Origin of the sequence: Formosa sp. A9 (genome assembly GCF_051200825.1) — a bacterium.
GTDB lineage: Bacteria > Bacteroidota > Bacteroidia > Flavobacteriales > Flavobacteriaceae > Formosa.
Map to the genome: position 1 here is coordinate 3,019,238 of NZ_CP195158.1, position 16,721 is coordinate 3,035,958.

Here is a 16,721-nt window from a genome sequence, read left to right on the forward strand (position 1 = left end):
AAAAGCCGTATTTTTATAAAAAAAGTCATGGGATTACTAGATTTTATGTTTAGACGGCAGCGGAGGGATATCATGGATTTTAAATCTAGAGGAGCTATTATTTTAGATGTTCGATCTAAAAAAGAATATAAAGAAAACCACATTTTAGGCTCCGAAAACATTCCGGCAAGCGATTTACAACAGCATATTAAAAAGCTAAAAACCACACAAAAACCTTTTATTGTATGCTGTGCCAGTGGGGTACGATCTGCTAAAGCTGTAAAATATTTATTGATTAACGGTATTGAGGCTACTAATGGCGGCAGTTACCAAAATTTACAAAAACTATTATAGTTTTAAGGTATCTAAAGTATCTGTATTGGTAATGGGCGTACTGTTGTAAGTTAAGGTCCAGCCTAACGAATTGGTTAGAATATAAAATTTAGAAAGTTCGCTAATCAATCTGTTTTTAGCATTCTTTTTAAAGTCCGATGCATTAACTTTTTTCATTAACGACGATTTTACTCTGTTTTTGATGGTGTTGTAATCTTTGGCTTCAAACTGATTTAAAAAATCGGCTTGAATGTCGTAATACTCAAACTCTGGATTAATTTTTATCTCCGCTTCAGGGATATATGTAATATTCAATATTTTGTTATGCTCGTCTATTTCATATTTTAACTGACTCAAATCGTAAGCAATACTAACATCGGCATTTACAACTACTAAAGCTTTCTTTTCGGCCGAAACTAAATAAGGGAACACTTCTTTCGAGTCTTTATAACTAAATACTTCGCTAAAATGCCCTTCGGTTACAACCAATTTCCCTACATTTTTTATTTGCTCTTGGATCAATAAAGAATGTTCTAAAACAGCCTCTTTTTTAGATTGCTCTGTAGTACAATACCGAAAAGTAAAAAATAGCGCCACCAAAACTATGGCAACATACGTTAGCTTTCGCATAAAACTTGTTTTATTTAAAGATAGAAAATATGAAGGAATTGACCTTAAAATAAAGGCATTAAAAAAGCATCAACTTCTGCGATACCCTTTTGTTATTCTCAGACCTTGATGCTTTTTAACAGATTGATTAATAGCATTCCAAATTTAAAACAAATTCAACTAGTTTGTATATTTTTTAGACGATTAACACATATTTTTGACAAACAGTATATTATCTGCAATTTTTAAAGAAAATGATTACGAATTAAACACCATAAAATCGTATTCTACTTGTATTTTAGCTATTTTCTGATGCAGATCAGTAAGAAATTTTTGATGCTTCTCAGTGTCTGGCTGAAAAGGTTTGTGTTGTAATCCTTTCTGTATAACATCTACTGTTTTCATTACAGGAAGTACTTTAGTTAAAAACCACGTTTTTACAAATACCTGCCAAATATAATTTACAGCAACAGCGTTGGGATGCACCATATCGGCTTCGTAAAACCGATAATCGCGCAATTCATCCATCATCAATTCATATGCTGGAAAATAAAAACTGTTACGAACTGCTTCTTTACCTAATATTTGGTGAATGGCTGTAATTAAATGTGCTTTACTTTGTGTGTTTTCTATAAAACCATCTTTAATATGCCTAACAGGCGACACCGTAAAAATAACATTTGCCTCTGCATTTACAGATTTAATTTGAAACAGTATGCGCTCTAAAGTTTCTACAATTTCAGCAACCGATAATATTGTCTTTTTAAATTGATGTTGGGGCACCTTATGGCAATTAGCAACCACACGGTCGCTTTCTAAATGCGTATATACCCAAGCCGTTCCTAAAGTAATAACAATATGCGTACTCGATTTTAAAGCTTCGTATGTTTCTGTAACCGCTGTATTTAATCGCGTTAGCACTTCCGTTTTAGACACATCGCTTAATTGCGAATGAGCATCAAAACTTTGCCAAATATCGTTATTGTGAAACACATCGCCCTCTTGATACACTTTCCCTGTAACAGCAGCATCAATTAATTGTGCTATGGCTTTGGGTTGAAACAACACGCCAAAAGGATTCTGAAGCGTTCTGAATTTAAAGTATTGTAATTTGTTACCTATATGCTCTACAAAACAAGACCCCAACATCAAAATTTTAGAATCGTAATCTATACGTACAGATTCTGGTGCTGGAGTTATAGGGATTTCGGTAAACAATTTCATACTCTAAGCCTGCTCCACATAAGACTTTGCTGCTTGTAAAGCCTCGGCAATACCTTCTGGATGTTTTCCACCAGCCGTTGCAAAAAATGCTTGTCCGCCACCGCCGCCTTGAATAAACTTACCTAATTCGCGCACCACTTGCCCAGCATTTAGATTGTGACTTGCCACTAAATCTTTAGACACGTAACACGATAATAAAGCCTTCCCGTTTTGTTCGGTTCCGAATACCAAAAAGGCTTGATCTAAACTTCCACCCAACTCGAACGATACATCTTTTATTCCAGCGGCATCCAAATCTACCTGCTTAGCTAGAAATTGTATACCGTTTATAGTTTCAATCTCTTGCTTTAAAGCCGATTTAACCTGCTGCGCTTTATCTTTTAGTAAACTATCTACTTGCTTTTTTAAACTTGCATTTTCGTCTTGTAAGATTTGAAGTGCTTTTATTGGCTCTTGGGCATTGTTTAACAACGCCTTCATTTCGAAATAAATCTTGCTGTTTTCGGTATAAAAATCGCGTACGGCATCGTTAGTAATGGCTTCAATTCTACGAATTCCAGAAGCAACAGCACTTTCCGAAGTAATCTTAAAGTGCCAAATATCGCCTGTGTTTTGCACATGTGTACCACCGCAAAGTTCGATAGATTTCCCAAAACGGATGGCACGCACAGTATCTCCATACTTTTCACCAAAAAGCGCCATGGCTCCTTCGTCTAAAGCTTGCTGCATAGGTATGCTGCGCTGTTCTTGTAAAGCTAATTTGCCTTCTATACGTGCATTAACAAAATTTTCGATATCCTGTAATTGCTCGTTACTTACTTTGGAAAAGTGCGAAAAATCAAAACGCAAATGTTTAGAGTGTACGGCAGAGCCTTTTTGCTCAACATGGGTTCCTAAAATTTCTCTTAATGCTTGATGCAATAAATGTGTCGCGGTATGGTTACACGATGTTCTAAAACGCTGTTTAGCATCGACGCCTAATTTAAATACCGCGTTTAAATCGTCTGGCAGTTCTTTTACCAAATGTATGCTAACATTATTTTCTTTTTTAGTATCTAAAATATAGTTAACATCACCATTAGGAGATTCTATATAACCTTTATCCCCTACTTGCCCGCCTCCTTCGGCATAAAATGGCGTTAAGTTAAATACCAATTGGTATAAGGTACCGTCTTTTTTAGAAACAACTTTACGGTAACGGGTAATTTTAGCTTGTACCTCTAAAACATCGTAACCCACAAATTCTTGGGTGTCGTCGTTTAATAATATGGTCCAATCGTCTGTTGACATTTCGCTAGCCGAACGCGATCTGGATTTTTGTTTTTGCATTTCGGCATGAAACCCAGCTTCGTCTAGTTGCAATCCTTTTTCTCTTAATATTAAAGAGGTTAAATCTAAAGGAAAGCCGTAGGTATCGTAAAGTTCGAATACTTTTTCGCCTGAAATCACTTCAGTATTGGCAGCTGCTACTAGACCATTTAAAAGAATTAAACCTTGATCTAGGGTTCTTAAAAACGATGCTTCTTCTTCCTTTATAACATTTTCTACAAGCTGTTTTTGTGTTTTAATTTCAGGAAAGGCGTCTCCCATTTTATCGCTCAACACATTAACCAATCTGTAAATAAACGGATCTTTTTGATCTAAAAAAGTAAAACTATAACGAACAGCACGACGTAATATGCGTCGTATTACATATCCAGCCCCCGTATTGCTTGGCAGTTGCCCATCTGCAATTGAAAAGGCTACTGCGCGCACGTGATCTGAAATTACACGAATCGCCACATCTACTTGGTCGTCTTTACCGTAAGTGGTTTTAGAAATGGTTTCAATTTCTCTAATTATAGGGGTGAACACATCGGTATCGTAATTCGATTGCACACCTTGAAGCACCATACACAAACGCTCGAAGCCCATACCGGTATCTATATGCTTATTAGGCAACACTTCTAAGCTACCATTGGCTTTACGGTTGTATTGCATAAATACAAGATTCCAGATTTCTACAACTTGCGGATGGTCTTTATTTACTAACTCTTTACCAGATATTTTCGCTTTTTCTTCAGCACTACGAATATCTACATGTATTTCGCTACATGGGCCACACGGACCTTGATCGCCCATTTCCCAAAAATTATCCTTTTTGTTCCCCATAAGAATACGATCTTCGGGGATAATTGCTTTCCAGATATCGTAAGCGTCTTGATCCATCGGCGTACCATCGTTCTTGTCGCCTTCAAAAACTGTAACGTATAAAATATCTTTATCTATACCGTAAACTTCTGTTAATAATTCCCAACACCAAGTAATAGCTTCGGTCTTAAAATAATCGCCAAAACTCCAGTTACCTAGCATCTCGAATAAGGTATGGTGATAAGTATCGTACCCCACTTCTTCCAAATCGTTATGCTTTCCAGATACACGTAAACATTTTTGCGAATCGGTAATTCTTTTGCTTTTAGGCTCGGCATGTCCTAAAAAATATTCTTTAAAAGGTGCCATTCCAGAATTAACAAACATAAGTGTTGGGTCGTTTTTTAACACCATAGGCGCCGATGGCACTATAGTGTGACCTTTACTTTTAAAAAATTCGAGATATTTAGAACGTATGTCTTGAGATTTCATAACGATATGTAACAAAGTGTTTTAATTGACGTCTTACCAGAGGTAACGCCACGATATTAAATTTAAGTGCAAATATATTGTTAAATTAAGGTTCCTGTATAATCCATTTAAAAATATTCTCAATTGTTTTTTAAATTTGTGAAAGAAATATTTTTGTAGGTTTGCGAAAATACGTCGGGATTTCGGGCGTTATTACCCTTAATTAAACGCAAAAATAGCATAAAACAGATAATGAGTAAGGTTAAATATTATTATGATCCTGAAACGCTCTCGTACAAAAAAATAGAGCGCAAAAAAAGAAGAACGTTTAAATACGCTCTCGGATTTTTAACTGCCGCAGCCCTTTTCGGGTTTTTAACCGTATTTATTACAAGCCAATACGTAGAGTCTCCAAAAGAAAAAGCCCTAAAACGCGAATTGGTAAACATGCAATTACAATACGAATTGCTGGATAAAAAAATGGACGAAGCCAGCGAAGTGCTAGCAAGTCTGGAACATAGAGACAACAACATTTACCGTATTTATTTTGAAGCCAACCCCATTCCGGAAGAACAACGTAAAGCCGGTTTTGGAGGGATAAATCGCTATAAAGATTTAGAAGGTTACGACAACTCTAAACTGATTATAGAGAGTAACAAACGTATAGACATCTTGCAAAAACAAATAGTTGTACAATCTAAATCGCTAGACGAAATAGCAACGCTAGCAGCCGACAAAGAAAAACTGCTGGCTGCTATACCTGCCATACAACCAGTAAGTAACGAAGACCTCACCCGAATTGCTTCGGGATATGGGTATAGAACAGACCCGTTTACTAAAGCCAGAAAATTCCATTACGGTATGGATTTTACCGCACCTCGAGGCACGCCTATTTATGCTACTGGAGATGGTAAAGTGATTCGTGCCGATAACCGATCTACAGGTTATGGCAACCATATTAGAATAGACCATGGTTATGGTTACGTTAGTTTATATGCGCACCTTTACAAATACAATGTCAAGAAAAACCAAAAGGTAAAACGTGGTGATCTTATTGGATTTGTTGGCAGTACAGGACGTTCTGAAGCCCCCCACCTACACTACGAGATTTTTAAAGACGAGCAGCGCATAAACCCTACAAACTTTTACTACGGCAGTTTAACGCCCGAAGAATATAACAGTTTGCTAGAAAAAGCTTCATTAGAAAACCAATCTCTAGATTAATGCATATCAACCTTCCCGAAAAACGATATTATGGTATTGGCGAAGTCGCTAAAGCATTTGCCGTTAACACCTCCCTAATTCGGTTTTGGGAAAAAGAATTCGATGTTCTTAAACCCAAAAAAAACGCTAAAGGCAATCGAAAATTTACACCAGAAGACATCAAAAACCTTAAATTGATCTATCATTTGGTAAAAGAACGAGGATTTACGTTAGAGGGCGCAAAAACACATCTAAAGGAAGAAAAACAAAAAACTTTAACTAACTTTGATATTATCGATAAATTAGAAGATATTAAAAACCAACTTATTAAAATTAAAAATCAACTTTAAAAACTACCAATCATGAAAAAATGGTTAATTCCGGTAATTATTATTGCCATAATTGTATTCGGGCTTTACAAATGGGGTGTTGGCTTTAACAATACAGCCGTAAAATTAAACGAAAATGTAAGCGAAGCTTGGGGTAACGTACAAACCGCATACCAACGCCGTAACGACTTAATTGGTAATCTGGTAAAAACCGTTCAGGGTGCGGCCGATTTTGAAAGATCGACCTTAACCGAAGTCATCGAAGCGCGTGCAAAAGCTACGGCTACTACAATTAATCCAGAAAATATCACGCCAGAGCAATTACAACAATTTAACGAAGCTCAAGGCGGACTAAGCAGTGCTTTATCGCGTTTATTAGTTTCGGTAGAACGCTATCCGGACCTCAAAGCCAATCAGAATTTTCTAAAGCTTCAAGACGAATTAACAAGCACAGAAAACACCATACAAACTGCAAGAGTGCGCTATAACGAAGCCATAAAACCTTATAACAATCACATCAAAACATTTCCAAATTCACTGCTAGCAGGCTTATTTAATTTTGAATCTAAACCGTATTTCGACGCCGAAGCTGGAGCTGAAAAACCTGTAGATGTTAATTTCGATTTTAAATAAGTAACATGAACTTTAAGGTAGAACATTTTTTAAGCAAAAAAGAGGAACAGGAAATTGTTGATGCTATTCGCGTAGCCGAAAGCCATACCTCTGGAGAAATTCGTATTCATATTGAAGGTACAGCCTCTATCGATCCTTACGAACGTGCTATGGAAGTGTTTCATATACTTAAAATGGATAACACCAAACTGAGAAATGGTGTGTTAATATATGTTGCCGTAGAAGACAAAACTTTTGTCATTTACGGCGACAAAGGTATTAACGATGCGGTTGACGATAATTTTTGGAACAGCACCAAAGACATTATTCAAAACCACTTTAAACAAGGGCAATTTAAACAAGGCCTTATAGAAGGTGTTCTTAAAGCTGGGAAAGAGTTACAAGACAACTTTCCTTGGGATGCCCACGATATAAACGAATTACCTAACGACATTTCAAAAGGATAGTTTTGCAAACCTCTAAAAACACTTGGCTTTTATTAACCTGCTGCATTGCATTTTGTTTTACACAAATACTTACAGCACAGTTCGACATTCCTAAAAAGCCAGAATTCCAAACGAGTGTTTACGACTATATTAACTTACTTTCGGCTAACGAAAAATCGGCTTTAGAAAACAAACTCGTAAAGTATTCCGATACCACCTCAACCCAAATTGTTATTGCCATAATAGCAACTACTAAAGGAGAAAACATTGGACTTTTAGCTCCTAAATGGGCTCAAGATTGGGGCATTGGCCAAGCCAAAGAAGACAATGGTGTATTTATACTTTTGGCCAAAGACGACCGAAAAATATGGATTGCCCCGGGTTATGGTGTAGAACATAAATTAACAGCAGGCATCGTTGGCGAATTAACACGAAATGTTATTATTCCCGAATTTAAAACAGGAAACTATTACCTAGGCCTAGACAAGGGCTCCGATGCCATTTTTCAGCTTTTAATGGGGGAATACCAAGGTACCAGACAAAATGCCCAGAGTGATGGGTTACCGCCTGGACTGGTCTTTTTTATGATTATTATGTTTATCATTTTTTTAATTGCCATCTCCAAAAACAAACGCGGTGGCGGCGGCGGAAGAAATGGTGGACATCGCGGCGGCCCTAGCATTTGGGATGCCATTATTTTAAGCAATATGGGGCGCGGAAGTTACGGTGGGGGGTTTGGAGGAAGCTCTGGCGGTGGATTTGGTGGAGGCGGATTCGGTGGTGGATTTGGCGGCGGTGGCTTTAGCGGTGGCGGCGCCGGTGGTAGCTGGTAAACCCTCATAAAAAACTTCACTCATACAACTTTCTAGTTTTAGGGCTCGCAACTTAAAACAACATCTTACGGTTTTATAATGTTTAATGGATTTTTTCTTTACCGTTAAAAATTCACAGATTAAACACTATAAAAAACAGAAAAGCTACCGAACGATTAGTCCTATCTAATCTCTTTTTAACACAAAAAGAATTGAATCTCTGTATGGCATTGCATCACACGCATTCTTCTTAATTTTAAGGGCTTATCCTTTTTCATTGCTATATTTTTCTATAACTTTAAAAGAAAAACACTACGAAACCTTGCTCAAGAACTTTTGGTTTCAAAGAAACAATAGCCTATGAAAAAGCACTCTAATCTCATTTTTAGCATCCTTATTTTTGTTCTTATTTTTCTAATTAAACCTTTAGCCGAATGGATTCATCTCACCTTCAATATCGATGTTTCTATTTTTTTAACACAACGTGGTAATTTTTTAATTGCCAGTGGTGCTTGGGTACTTATTGAAGCAATAAAAAAACTAAAAAACAGATTTTTAAACAGGTACGACATCTCTATAGAAAACAATTTGCATTCACGAAAAGTGCATACCCAAATTGATATCCTAGAAAAAATCATCATTTTCATTATAATAATGATGGCTATAGGCCTGATTTTGTTATCGTTCGAAAGCATCAAAAAGTTTGGAGTAGGCTTATTTGCATCGGCTGGTGTAGCAGGTATCATTCTAGGTTTATCGGCTCAAAAAGTTGTGGGCGCCTTATTAGCTGGAATTCAAATTGCGATTACTCAACCCTTCAGAATTGAAGATGCAGTAGTGGTTGAAGGCGAATGGGGATGGATTGAAGAAATTAATTTAACCTACGTTGTTGTTAGACTGTGGGACAAACGCCGTTTAGTACTTCCCGCTTCTTACTTTTTAGAGAAACCTTTCCAGAACTGGACGAGAACCAGTGCCGACATTATAGGCACCGTTTTTCTTTACACCGATTACAACGTGCCATTCGATGCTCTTAGAACCGAATTAACCCGTCTACTAAAAAGTACCGACTTATGGGACGGACAAGCCAACGTGCTACAAGTAACAGACACCACAGAAAGCACTGTTGAAATACGTATTTTAGTAAGTGCTAAAAATTCGCCAACAGCTTGGGATTTGCGCGTATTCATCAGAGAAAAAATGGTAGATTTTATAAAACAAAACTATCCAGAAAGCCTACCAAAAACACGCGTAAGTTTAAAAGAACAACAACTAGAGATTGATAAAAAATAATACGTCAACCCTTATTAAAGTACAGTTAATCGTTTAACATATTCCACAGTTTATCTTTTAACTGGGTAATCCCTTGTTGGGCTACAGCCGATATAAATAAATAGTCTACTGTTAATGTTTTGTCTAGTTCAGCTTTTAATTCTGCTTTCAATTCATCGTCTAACATATCGCATTTAGAAATGGCAATTAAGCGATCTTTATCTAACATTTCTGGATTATAGCGTCGTAATTCGTCTAACAAAATTTCGTATTGTTTGGCGATATCTTCAGCATCGGCAGGAATTAAAAACAATAAGGTTGAGTTACGCTCGATATGACGTAAAAAATAATAGCCTAAGCCTTTACCTTCTGCCGCTCCTTCTATAATTCCTGGAATATCGGCCATAACAAAAGTTTGAAAATCACGATATTCTACAATTCCTAAATTAGGCTTAAGAGTGGTAAATTCGTAATCTGCAATTTTAGGTTTTGCCGAAGTAATTACAGAAAGTAAAGTAGATTTACCGGCATTAGGAAAACCGACTAAACCTACATCGGCCAATACTTTTAGCTCTAAAGTAATATGCTTTTCTTCTAAAGGCATACCCGGTTGTGCGTAACGCGGTGTTTGGTTGGTTGCACTTTTAAAATGCCAGTTACCACGGCCACCCATTCCGCCTTCGCAAATAACACGTTCTTCTTGATCTTCTGTAATTTCAAAAAGTATGGTGTTGGTTTCGCTATCGCGAACTACAGTTCCTAAAGGCACATCGATATAAACATCTTCGCCATCGGCTCCTGTACTGCGGCCACTACTACCATGTTCGCCATGTCCTGCCTTAAAATGGCGCTTAAATTTTAAATGATATAAGGTCCAAAGGTTGGAATTCCCCTTAACGATAACATGACCGCCACGTCCACCATCTCCACCATCCGGGCCACCTTTAGCCACATATTTTTCGCGATGTAAATGTGTAGATCCTTTACCGCCGTTTCCAGAAGTTACATGAATTTTTACATAGTCTACAAAATTTCCTTCAGTCATGTTTTTCGTTTTTATTGTGTTTATACAAACAGCACCTTATATAGCAGTATAGTGTATAAAAAAGGCTGTCTGAGAAGTTTATTTTTCGTCAATCTGAATGTATTTCAGATTCTCATAAGACCAATCTTTAATATAATGAGATTCTGCGTTACGCACAGAATGACGAACTGTTTAACCTTTTGGACAGCCTCTTATAATTTTTAATCTTAGAAGCTAACTTACAACTGATCTATAACAGCACTTAAACGCTCTGTTATTTCTTCTATAGAACCCACGCCGTTTACTCCAAAATACTTATTTTGTGCAGTATAATACTCTTTAAGTATGGCCGTTTTGTTGTAATATTCTTTAATACGATTTGCGATAATGCTTTCGTCTGCATCATCACTTCTTCCACTGGTTTTACCGCGCTCCAACAGACGATCTATTAACACCTGATCTTCAACTTCTAGAGCTATCATAGCACTAATTTCAGAATCTTTAGATTGCATTAACTCGTCTAAAGCTGCAGCTTGCGCATTGGTTCTAGGAAAACCATCAAAAATAAAACCGTTAGCGCCTGCATTTTTTTCTACCTCGGCATTTAACATATCTATAGTCACTTTATCTGGAACCAATTCACCTTTATCCATGTAAGACTTTGCTAACATGCCAAGAGCGGTTTCGTTTTTAATATTGTTACGAAATACGTCGCCTGTAGAGATGTGTACTAAATCGTATTTTTCTTTTAAGAAATTTGCTTGCGTTCCTTTTCCAGCACCTGGAGGTCCAAATAGGACTAAATTTGTCATATGTTGCGTTGTTTTAATTTGATATACTTCAGGCAAATCGCGCCCTAAACCATCGTAATCTAAGCCATATCCCACAATAAATTTATCTGGAATTTCTAGGCCTACGTAGTGCAATTTAAAATCGCGTTTGTAGGCTGTTGGCTTAAAAAACAGGGTGGCAATGGTTAACGATTTTACCTTTTCGTTTTTAAAAATGCGATGTATTTCGGCTAAAGTTCTTCCCGAATCTATAATATCTTCTAAAATAATAACCGAGCGCCCAGTTAAATCTTGGGTTAAACCAATTAAGCGCTGGATGTCTTCGGTAGATTTTACGCCTTCGTACGAAGCCAACTTTATAAAAGTTACCTCGCAAGGTTTTGGATATTTCTTTACAAAATCGCTTACAATCATAAACGATCCGTTTAAAACACCAACAAAAACAGGAATTTCATCTGCAAAATCTTCTGCAATCTGATTTACCATTTTTTGTAAGGCTTCATCTATTTGTTGGGCTGAAATAAATGGCTTAAAAAATTTATCATGCAGTTTAATCATAAACAATACCTTGTTTTTGTTAATTCTCAGCAAAGATAATCAATTGAAACCTATAATCTAATTTAAGAAAAGGGTTTTCGGCGTATTGATTCTTAATTTTGCAAAAAAAATTCATATTAAAATGTATTTTTGCAAGGTCTAAAAAACACGAGTCAAACAACAATTACATGAATTACTTTTCTTCCCCTTTCAAATTAGGCATCCTTGGTGGTGGCCAACTAGGCAAAATGTTAATTGCCGAAACGCGTAAATTCGATATTTACACAGCAGTTTTAGACCCTAGTGAAGAAGCCCCTTGTAAATTTGGAAGCAACGAATTCCACCTTGGTGATTTAATGGATTTCGATACCGTTTTCAACTTTGGTAAGCAAGTAGATGTTTTAACCATTGAAATAGAAAATGTAAATGTAAATGCACTTGAAGCTCTAGAAAAAGAAGGCATTAAGGTATATCCTTCTTCTAAAACGTTACGCACCATTCAAAACAAAGCTACCCAAAAATTATTTTACACAGACCACAAGCTACCTACGGCTCCATTTTCTCGATTCGCCTATACGGCAGAGATTAAAGATGCCATTACAAACGGTGGCCTTACCGTGCCTTTTGTTTGGAAAAGCGCACAATTTGGCTACGATGGTACTGGCGTAAAAATTGTACACAAAGTCTCAGATTTAAACGGATTACCAAATGTGGAATGCATTGCAGAGACTTTAGTCCCTTTTAAGAATGAACTATCTGTAATCGTTGCCAGAAACGTTTCTGGAGATATTAAAACCTACCCTGTTGTAGAAATGGAATTTCATCCAGAAGCCAACCAGGTAGAATATGTTATTTGCCCAGCAAGAATAGACGCAACTGTTGCTAAAAAAGCTACCGAAGTCGCATTAAACGTCGCTAAAGCTTTTAACCATGTAGGATTACTGGCTGTTGAAATGTTTCAAACACACGATAACGAGATTCTAATTAACGAAGTGGCGCCCAGACCTCATAATTCTGGGCACCAAAGTATAGAAGCCAGTTACACGTCGCAATTCGAACAGCATTTACGTGCCGTGTTAGATTTGCCTTTGGGTAATACCGCTAACAAAACCAATGGCATTATGGTAAACCTGGTTGGTGCCGAAGGACATACAGGTAATGTTGTTTATAAAAACATCGACACTATTTTAGCTATGGATGGCGTTACACCACACATTTACGGCAAAAAACAAACACGTCCGTTTAGAAAAATGGGGCACGTAACCATTGTAAACGACAACATGGCCGAGGCCAGACAAATAGCAGAGCAAGTAAAAAATACCATTAAGGTAGTTACAGAATAGCAACACCTAATTATAAAGAAATAAAATAACACATTATGAGTAAAGTAGGCGTTATTATGGGAAGCAAAAGCGATCTTCCTGTTATGAAAGAAGCAATAGACATTTTAAAAGGTTTTGATATTGAGGTAGAAGTCGATATCGTTTCGGCACATCGTACCCCAGAAAAACTATTCGATTACGGAAAACATGCGCACACCCGAGGCATAAAAGTAATTGTTGCAGGCGCTGGCGGTGCTGCTCACCTCCCTGGAATGGTGGCTTCTTTATCGCCACTACCTGTAATTGGTGTGCCTGTAAAAAGTAGTAATTCTATAGATGGTTGGGACTCTGTATTATCGATACTTCAAATGCCAGGCGGTGTTCCTGTTGCCACAGTTGCACTAAACGGCGCCAAGAACGCAGGTATTTTAGCTGCCCAAATTATTGGCTGTTCAGATACTTGTGTGTTAGATAAGATTGTGTTGTATAAAGAAGGGCTAAAAGCTAAAGTTATAGACTCTGCCAAAGAGTTATAAAAACAAAAAAGCCTCGAAATTCGAGGCTTTTTTTCGCTATTAATCAATAAATTTTTTCAGAGTAACCAGCTCTTTTATGAAAAAAATCTTTGCAAAGATAGACAAAATCACTATACACGCACAACACAATCTATTATTTAACATTTTTTTATAATTTAATTAAACAAAATGATGAATATTTTATTAAATACATTCAACACACCATACCATACAGCGCCTTTTTCAGCAATTAAAAACGATGATTTTTTACCCGCTATTAGCGCTCTAATCGAAGATACGAAAAAAGACATCGATCGTATTACCGAAAACACCGAAGCACCAACATTTGAAAACACAATTGAAGCTTTAGAATTTTCTGGTCAGCATTTGGATCGCGTAACCAGTATTTTTTTCAATTTAAATTCGGCAGAAACGAGCGACGAGATTCAAAAAATAGCGCAAGAGGTTTCTCCTTTACTATCGGAATTTGGTAACGACATCACTTTAAACACCAACCTATTTAAACGTGTTAAAGCCGTTTATGACAGCAGAAATACTCTTGATTTAACTCCAGAACAAAGCATGTTACTGGAAAAACAATACAAAAGTTTTTCTAGAAATGGTGCTAATTTACAAGACAATAAAAAGGAAGCACTTCGCCAATTAGATAAAGATTTAAGCAAATTGAAATTGACTTTCGGAGAAAATGTTTTGGCCGAAACCAATGCTTTTGAAATGCATATTACAGATGAAGCCGATTTAAGCGGACTTCCGGATGGTGCCAAAGAAGCAGCAAAGCAATTGGCCGAGTCTAAAAACAAAGACGGTTGGCTTATTACTTTAGACTACCCGAGCTACATTCCGTTTATGACGTATGCCGACAATCGCGAATTACGCAAAAAACTAGCAATAGCCTTCGGTCAAAAAGGATTTCACAACAATAAATTAGACAATCAAGACATCGTTTTAAACATTGCAAAAAAACGATTCGAACGTGCAAATTTACTAGGCTATAAAACCCATGCCGATTTTATTTTGGAAGAACGCATGGCAAAAAATCCGGAAACCGTTTTTAAATTCTTAAACGAATTATTAGAAAAAGCAAAGCCTGCCGCACTTAAAGAATTTAATACGCTTGAAACCTTTGCTAAAGAATTAGATAATATAGATCGTTTGGAAAAATGGGATTCCGCTTATTATGCAGAGAAGCTCAAACAAAAACTTTTCGATTTAGACGACGAAAAACTAAAACCCTATTTTAAACTAGAAAACGTTATTAACGGGGCTTTTACTATTGCCGAAAAGTTATACGGTATCGCTTTTGAAGAAATAAACACGATAGACAAATACCATGAAGAAGTACTAACTTATAAAGTAAGCGATGCAGACGGTAATTTTGTTTCGATTTTATACGCCGACTTTTTTCCAAGACCAGGAAAACGTAACGGCGCTTGGATGACAGTTTACAAGTCGCAGTACAAAAAAAATGGCGACAATAGCAGACCGCACATTTCGATTGTTTGCAACTTTACCAAGCCTACAAAAAGTAAACCATCGCTACTAACATTTAACGAAGTTACCACCCTGTTTCACGAATTTGGCCACGCCCTACACGGCATGTTAGCCAATACCACATACCCAAGTTTATCGGGAACAAGCGTGTACTGGGATTTTGTAGAACTACCAAGTCAAGTAATGGAAAATTGGTGCTACGAGAAAGATGCCCTAGAACTCTTTGCAAAACACTACCAAACTGGAGACATTATTCCTATGGAACTGGTGCATAAAATAAAAGCTTCGGCCAATTTTAACGAAGGTATGCAAACGCTCCGTCAATTAAGCTTTGGTTTGCTCGACATGAGCTGGCACGGTGTAAACCCAACAGAAATCACCAATGTAAAGGCACACGAAACAGAAGCTTTCGAAAGCACAAAACTCTATCCAGATGTAGCCGAAAATTGCATGAGCACTTCGTTTTCGCACATCTTTCAAGGCGGTTACTCCTCGGGGTACTATAGCTATAAATGGGCCGAAGTTTTAGATGCCGATGCATTCGAGTATTTTTTAGAAGCAGGCATATTTAATAAAGAAGTTGCTACTAAATTTAAAAATACCGTATTATCGCAAGGAGGCACACTAGACCCAATGGTATTGTACAAACAATTTAGAGGAAAAGAACCGCAGCCGGAAGCCTTATTACGACGCGCCGGATTGATTGAGAACTAAACCACTATAGACTAGAAGTCTATAGGTTTGAAAGCAGACTGAAAGTCCGATTATTTGTATTTATCTTAGCCACAAATACACTAATATTCTTTATAAAAACTATGTCAAATATTCGTGCATTCGTGGCGGAAAAAATTTATTGAAACTGAAGTCTTGCACTAAAAGCGCATAGTTTTAACTAACGACTGAGACCAATAAAAAATATCATTCAACAGCAAATAAAGTCCACAGCCTTAACACTGTGGACTTTTTAATTTCAACCTTATAAAAACTTTAATATTTTAATAAAATACTTTTCCTATTTTTGAAATACAACGCGATATTTCAACTATGGCTAACAATAAAATTGATGCATCTAAATGGGTAGATCGGTATTCCGATTATCTGTTTAACTATACCATTACAAGGATAAATGATGCCGAACTAGCAAAAGATATAGTACAAGACACCTTTTTTGCCGGATTAAAATCGATGAAAAATTTTAAAGGTGAAGCAAGTGAGCGCACCTGGCTGGCATCTATACTAAAACGCAAAATTATAGACCATTATCGCAAAACCAACTCAAAAAAAGGTCAAGCGGAAGTACGAATGTCTTATGCATCGAACGACGACGAGACTGGAGATTGGCTTGAAGAACGTGTTGAAGACACCTTTTTTAAAAATGCCGACTTAAACTTAGAAAACACCGAACTAAGCGAGGCCATTTATTTATGCTTAGACAAACTACCAGAAAAACAGGCTCAGGTCTTTAAAATGAAAACCATACAAGATTACGATACCGAAGTTATTTGTAATGAATTAAATATTACACCGTCTAATCTTTGGGTAATTATACATAGAGCGCGAACAGCCCTATCAAGCTGTCTAGAAAAAAACTGGTTTTAAT

16 protein-coding genes are annotated in these 16,721 nt (G+C 36.9%); 11 read left to right on the forward strand and 5 right to left on the reverse strand.

Annotated elements, in window-relative coordinates; all coding sequences use genetic code 11:
* Positions 1-27 precede the first annotated feature (27 nt).
* Positions 28-333 (forward strand): rhodanese-like domain-containing protein, encoded by a 306-nt coding sequence (locus ACR9EA_RS13255; protein ID WP_435133944.1) that lies wholly within the window; start codon positions 28-30, stop codon positions 331-333.
* Here the strand turns inward: ACR9EA_RS13255 and ACR9EA_RS13260 are convergent.
* From ACR9EA_RS13260 to alaS, 3 genes are all read right to left on the reverse strand, one after another.
* Positions 328-942, reverse strand: coding sequence for a DUF4230 domain-containing protein (locus tag ACR9EA_RS13260; protein ID WP_435133947.1), 615 nt, complete (start codon positions 940-942; stop codon positions 328-330). The genes ACR9EA_RS13255 and ACR9EA_RS13260 overlap by 6 nt on opposite strands.
* A 237-nt stretch (positions 943-1,179) precedes the next feature.
* Positions 1,180-2,145 carry a GSCFA domain-containing protein gene (locus tag ACR9EA_RS13265; RefSeq protein ID WP_435133950.1) on the reverse strand — a complete coding sequence of 322 codons (966 nt, stop codon included), beginning with the start codon at positions 2,143-2,145 and terminating at the stop codon, positions 1,180-1,182.
* Positions 2,146-2,148: 3 nt separating this feature from the next.
* Complete coding sequence (gene alaS, locus ACR9EA_RS13270) at positions 2,149-4,767, reverse strand: alanine--tRNA ligase (RefSeq protein ID WP_435133953.1); 2,619 nt, start codon at positions 4,765-4,767, stop codon at positions 2,149-2,151.
* A 231-nt stretch (positions 4,768-4,998) separates the two neighbouring features.
* On the opposite strand from alaS, the gene ACR9EA_RS13275 reads away from it, so the two are divergent.
* From ACR9EA_RS13275 to ACR9EA_RS13300, 6 genes are all read left to right on the forward strand, one after another.
* Complete coding sequence (locus ACR9EA_RS13275; protein WP_435133955.1) at positions 4,999-5,970, forward strand: M23 family metallopeptidase; 972 nt, start codon at positions 4,999-5,001, stop codon at positions 5,968-5,970.
* Positions 5,970-6,299: a MerR family transcriptional regulator gene (locus ACR9EA_RS13280; RefSeq protein ID WP_435133958.1), complete on the forward strand. Its 330-nt coding sequence runs from the start codon at positions 5,970-5,972 to the stop codon at positions 6,297-6,299. The genes ACR9EA_RS13275 and ACR9EA_RS13280 overlap by 1 nt, the downstream gene beginning before the upstream one ends.
* A 12-nt stretch (positions 6,300-6,311) precedes the next feature.
* Positions 6,312-6,911: a LemA family protein gene (locus tag ACR9EA_RS13285; protein ID WP_435133961.1), complete on the forward strand. Its 600-nt coding sequence runs from the start codon at positions 6,312-6,314 to the stop codon at positions 6,909-6,911.
* A gap of 5 nt (positions 6,912-6,916) precedes the next feature.
* A complete protein-coding gene (locus tag ACR9EA_RS13290) occupies positions 6,917-7,357 on the forward strand; it encodes a TPM domain-containing protein (protein WP_435133964.1) in 441 nt (146 codons plus the stop codon).
* A gap of 2 nt (positions 7,358-7,359) precedes the next feature.
* On the forward strand, positions 7,360-8,169 hold the full coding sequence (locus tag ACR9EA_RS13295; RefSeq protein WP_435133967.1) for a TPM domain-containing protein: 810 nt from the start codon (positions 7,360-7,362) through the stop codon (positions 8,167-8,169).
* A 339-nt stretch (positions 8,170-8,508) separates the two neighbouring features.
* The gene (locus ACR9EA_RS13300) at positions 8,509-9,441 is read left to right on the forward strand and encodes a mechanosensitive ion channel family protein (protein WP_435133970.1); all 933 of its coding nucleotides are present in this window, start codon (positions 8,509-8,511) and stop codon (positions 9,439-9,441) included.
* Positions 9,442-9,466: 25 nt separating this feature from the next.
* Here the strand turns inward: ACR9EA_RS13300 and obgE are convergent, their stop codons facing one another.
* Together obgE and ACR9EA_RS13310 are read right to left on the reverse strand one after the other, a co-directional pair.
* Complete coding sequence (gene obgE / locus ACR9EA_RS13305) at positions 9,467-10,465, reverse strand: GTPase ObgE (RefSeq protein WP_435133973.1); 999 nt, start codon at positions 10,463-10,465, stop codon at positions 9,467-9,469.
* A 218-nt stretch (positions 10,466-10,683) separates the two neighbouring features.
* Complete coding sequence (locus ACR9EA_RS13310; RefSeq protein ID WP_435133976.1) at positions 10,684-11,793, reverse strand: adenylate kinase; 1,110 nt, start codon at positions 11,791-11,793, stop codon at positions 10,684-10,686.
* A 167-nt stretch (positions 11,794-11,960) separates the two neighbouring features.
* Here ACR9EA_RS13310 and ACR9EA_RS13315 point away from each other — a divergent pair, with 167 nt between their 5' ends.
* From ACR9EA_RS13315 to ACR9EA_RS13330, 4 genes are all read left to right on the forward strand, one after another.
* Positions 11,961-13,115: a 5-(carboxyamino)imidazole ribonucleotide synthase gene (locus tag ACR9EA_RS13315; protein WP_435133978.1), complete on the forward strand. Its 1,155-nt coding sequence runs from the start codon at positions 11,961-11,963 to the stop codon at positions 13,113-13,115.
* 35 nt (positions 13,116-13,150) lie between these two features.
* Positions 13,151-13,630 carry a 5-(carboxyamino)imidazole ribonucleotide mutase gene (purE, locus tag ACR9EA_RS13320; RefSeq protein ID WP_435133981.1) on the forward strand — a complete coding sequence of 160 codons (480 nt, stop codon included), beginning with the start codon at positions 13,151-13,153 and terminating at the stop codon, positions 13,628-13,630.
* 171 nt (positions 13,631-13,801) lie between these two features.
* Complete coding sequence (locus tag ACR9EA_RS13325; protein ID WP_435139890.1) at positions 13,802-15,835, forward strand: M3 family metallopeptidase; 2,034 nt, start codon at positions 13,802-13,804, stop codon at positions 15,833-15,835.
* Between the two features lie 330 nt (positions 15,836-16,165).
* Positions 16,166-16,720, forward strand: coding sequence for a sigma-70 family RNA polymerase sigma factor (locus ACR9EA_RS13330; protein ID WP_435133983.1), 555 nt, complete (start codon positions 16,166-16,168; stop codon positions 16,718-16,720).
* Position 16,721 lies beyond the last annotated feature (1 nt).

Excerpts from the sequence above, each read along its gene's own strand:
- ACR9EA_RS13255 (WP_435133944.1), top strand. The coding sequence starts at position 28 with ATGGGATTACTAGATTTTATGTTTAGACGGCAGCGGAGGGATATCATG.
- ACR9EA_RS13260 (WP_435133947.1), bottom strand. The coding sequence starts at position 942 with ATGCGAAAGCTAACGTATGTTGCCATAGTTTTGGTGGCGCTATTTTTT.
- ACR9EA_RS13265 (WP_435133950.1), bottom strand. The coding sequence starts at position 2,145 with ATGAAATTGTTTACCGAAATCCCTATAACTCCAGCACCAGAATCTGTA.
- alaS (WP_435133953.1), bottom strand. The coding sequence starts at position 4,767 with ATGAAATCTCAAGACATACGTTCTAAATATCTCGAATTTTTTAAAAGT.
- ACR9EA_RS13275 (WP_435133955.1), top strand. The coding sequence starts at position 4,999 with ATGAGTAAGGTTAAATATTATTATGATCCTGAAACGCTCTCGTACAAA.
- ACR9EA_RS13280 (WP_435133958.1), top strand. The coding sequence starts at position 5,970 with ATGCATATCAACCTTCCCGAAAAACGATATTATGGTATTGGCGAAGTC.
- ACR9EA_RS13285 (WP_435133961.1), top strand. The coding sequence starts at position 6,312 with ATGAAAAAATGGTTAATTCCGGTAATTATTATTGCCATAATTGTATTC.
- ACR9EA_RS13290 (WP_435133964.1), top strand. The coding sequence starts at position 6,917 with ATGAACTTTAAGGTAGAACATTTTTTAAGCAAAAAAGAGGAACAGGAA.
- ACR9EA_RS13300 (WP_435133970.1), top strand. The coding sequence starts at position 8,509 with ATGAAAAAGCACTCTAATCTCATTTTTAGCATCCTTATTTTTGTTCTT.
- obgE (WP_435133973.1), bottom strand. The coding sequence starts at position 10,465 with ATGACTGAAGGAAATTTTGTAGACTATGTAAAAATTCATGTAACTTCT.
- ACR9EA_RS13310 (WP_435133976.1), bottom strand. The coding sequence starts at position 11,793 with ATGATTAAACTGCATGATAAATTTTTTAAGCCATTTATTTCAGCCCAA.
- ACR9EA_RS13315 (WP_435133978.1), top strand. The coding sequence starts at position 11,961 with ATGAATTACTTTTCTTCCCCTTTCAAATTAGGCATCCTTGGTGGTGGC.
- purE (WP_435133981.1), top strand. The coding sequence starts at position 13,151 with ATGAGTAAAGTAGGCGTTATTATGGGAAGCAAAAGCGATCTTCCTGTT.
- ACR9EA_RS13325 (WP_435139890.1), top strand. The coding sequence starts at position 13,802 with ATGAATATTTTATTAAATACATTCAACACACCATACCATACAGCGCCT.
- ACR9EA_RS13330 (WP_435133983.1), top strand. The coding sequence starts at position 16,166 with ATGGCTAACAATAAAATTGATGCATCTAAATGGGTAGATCGGTATTCC.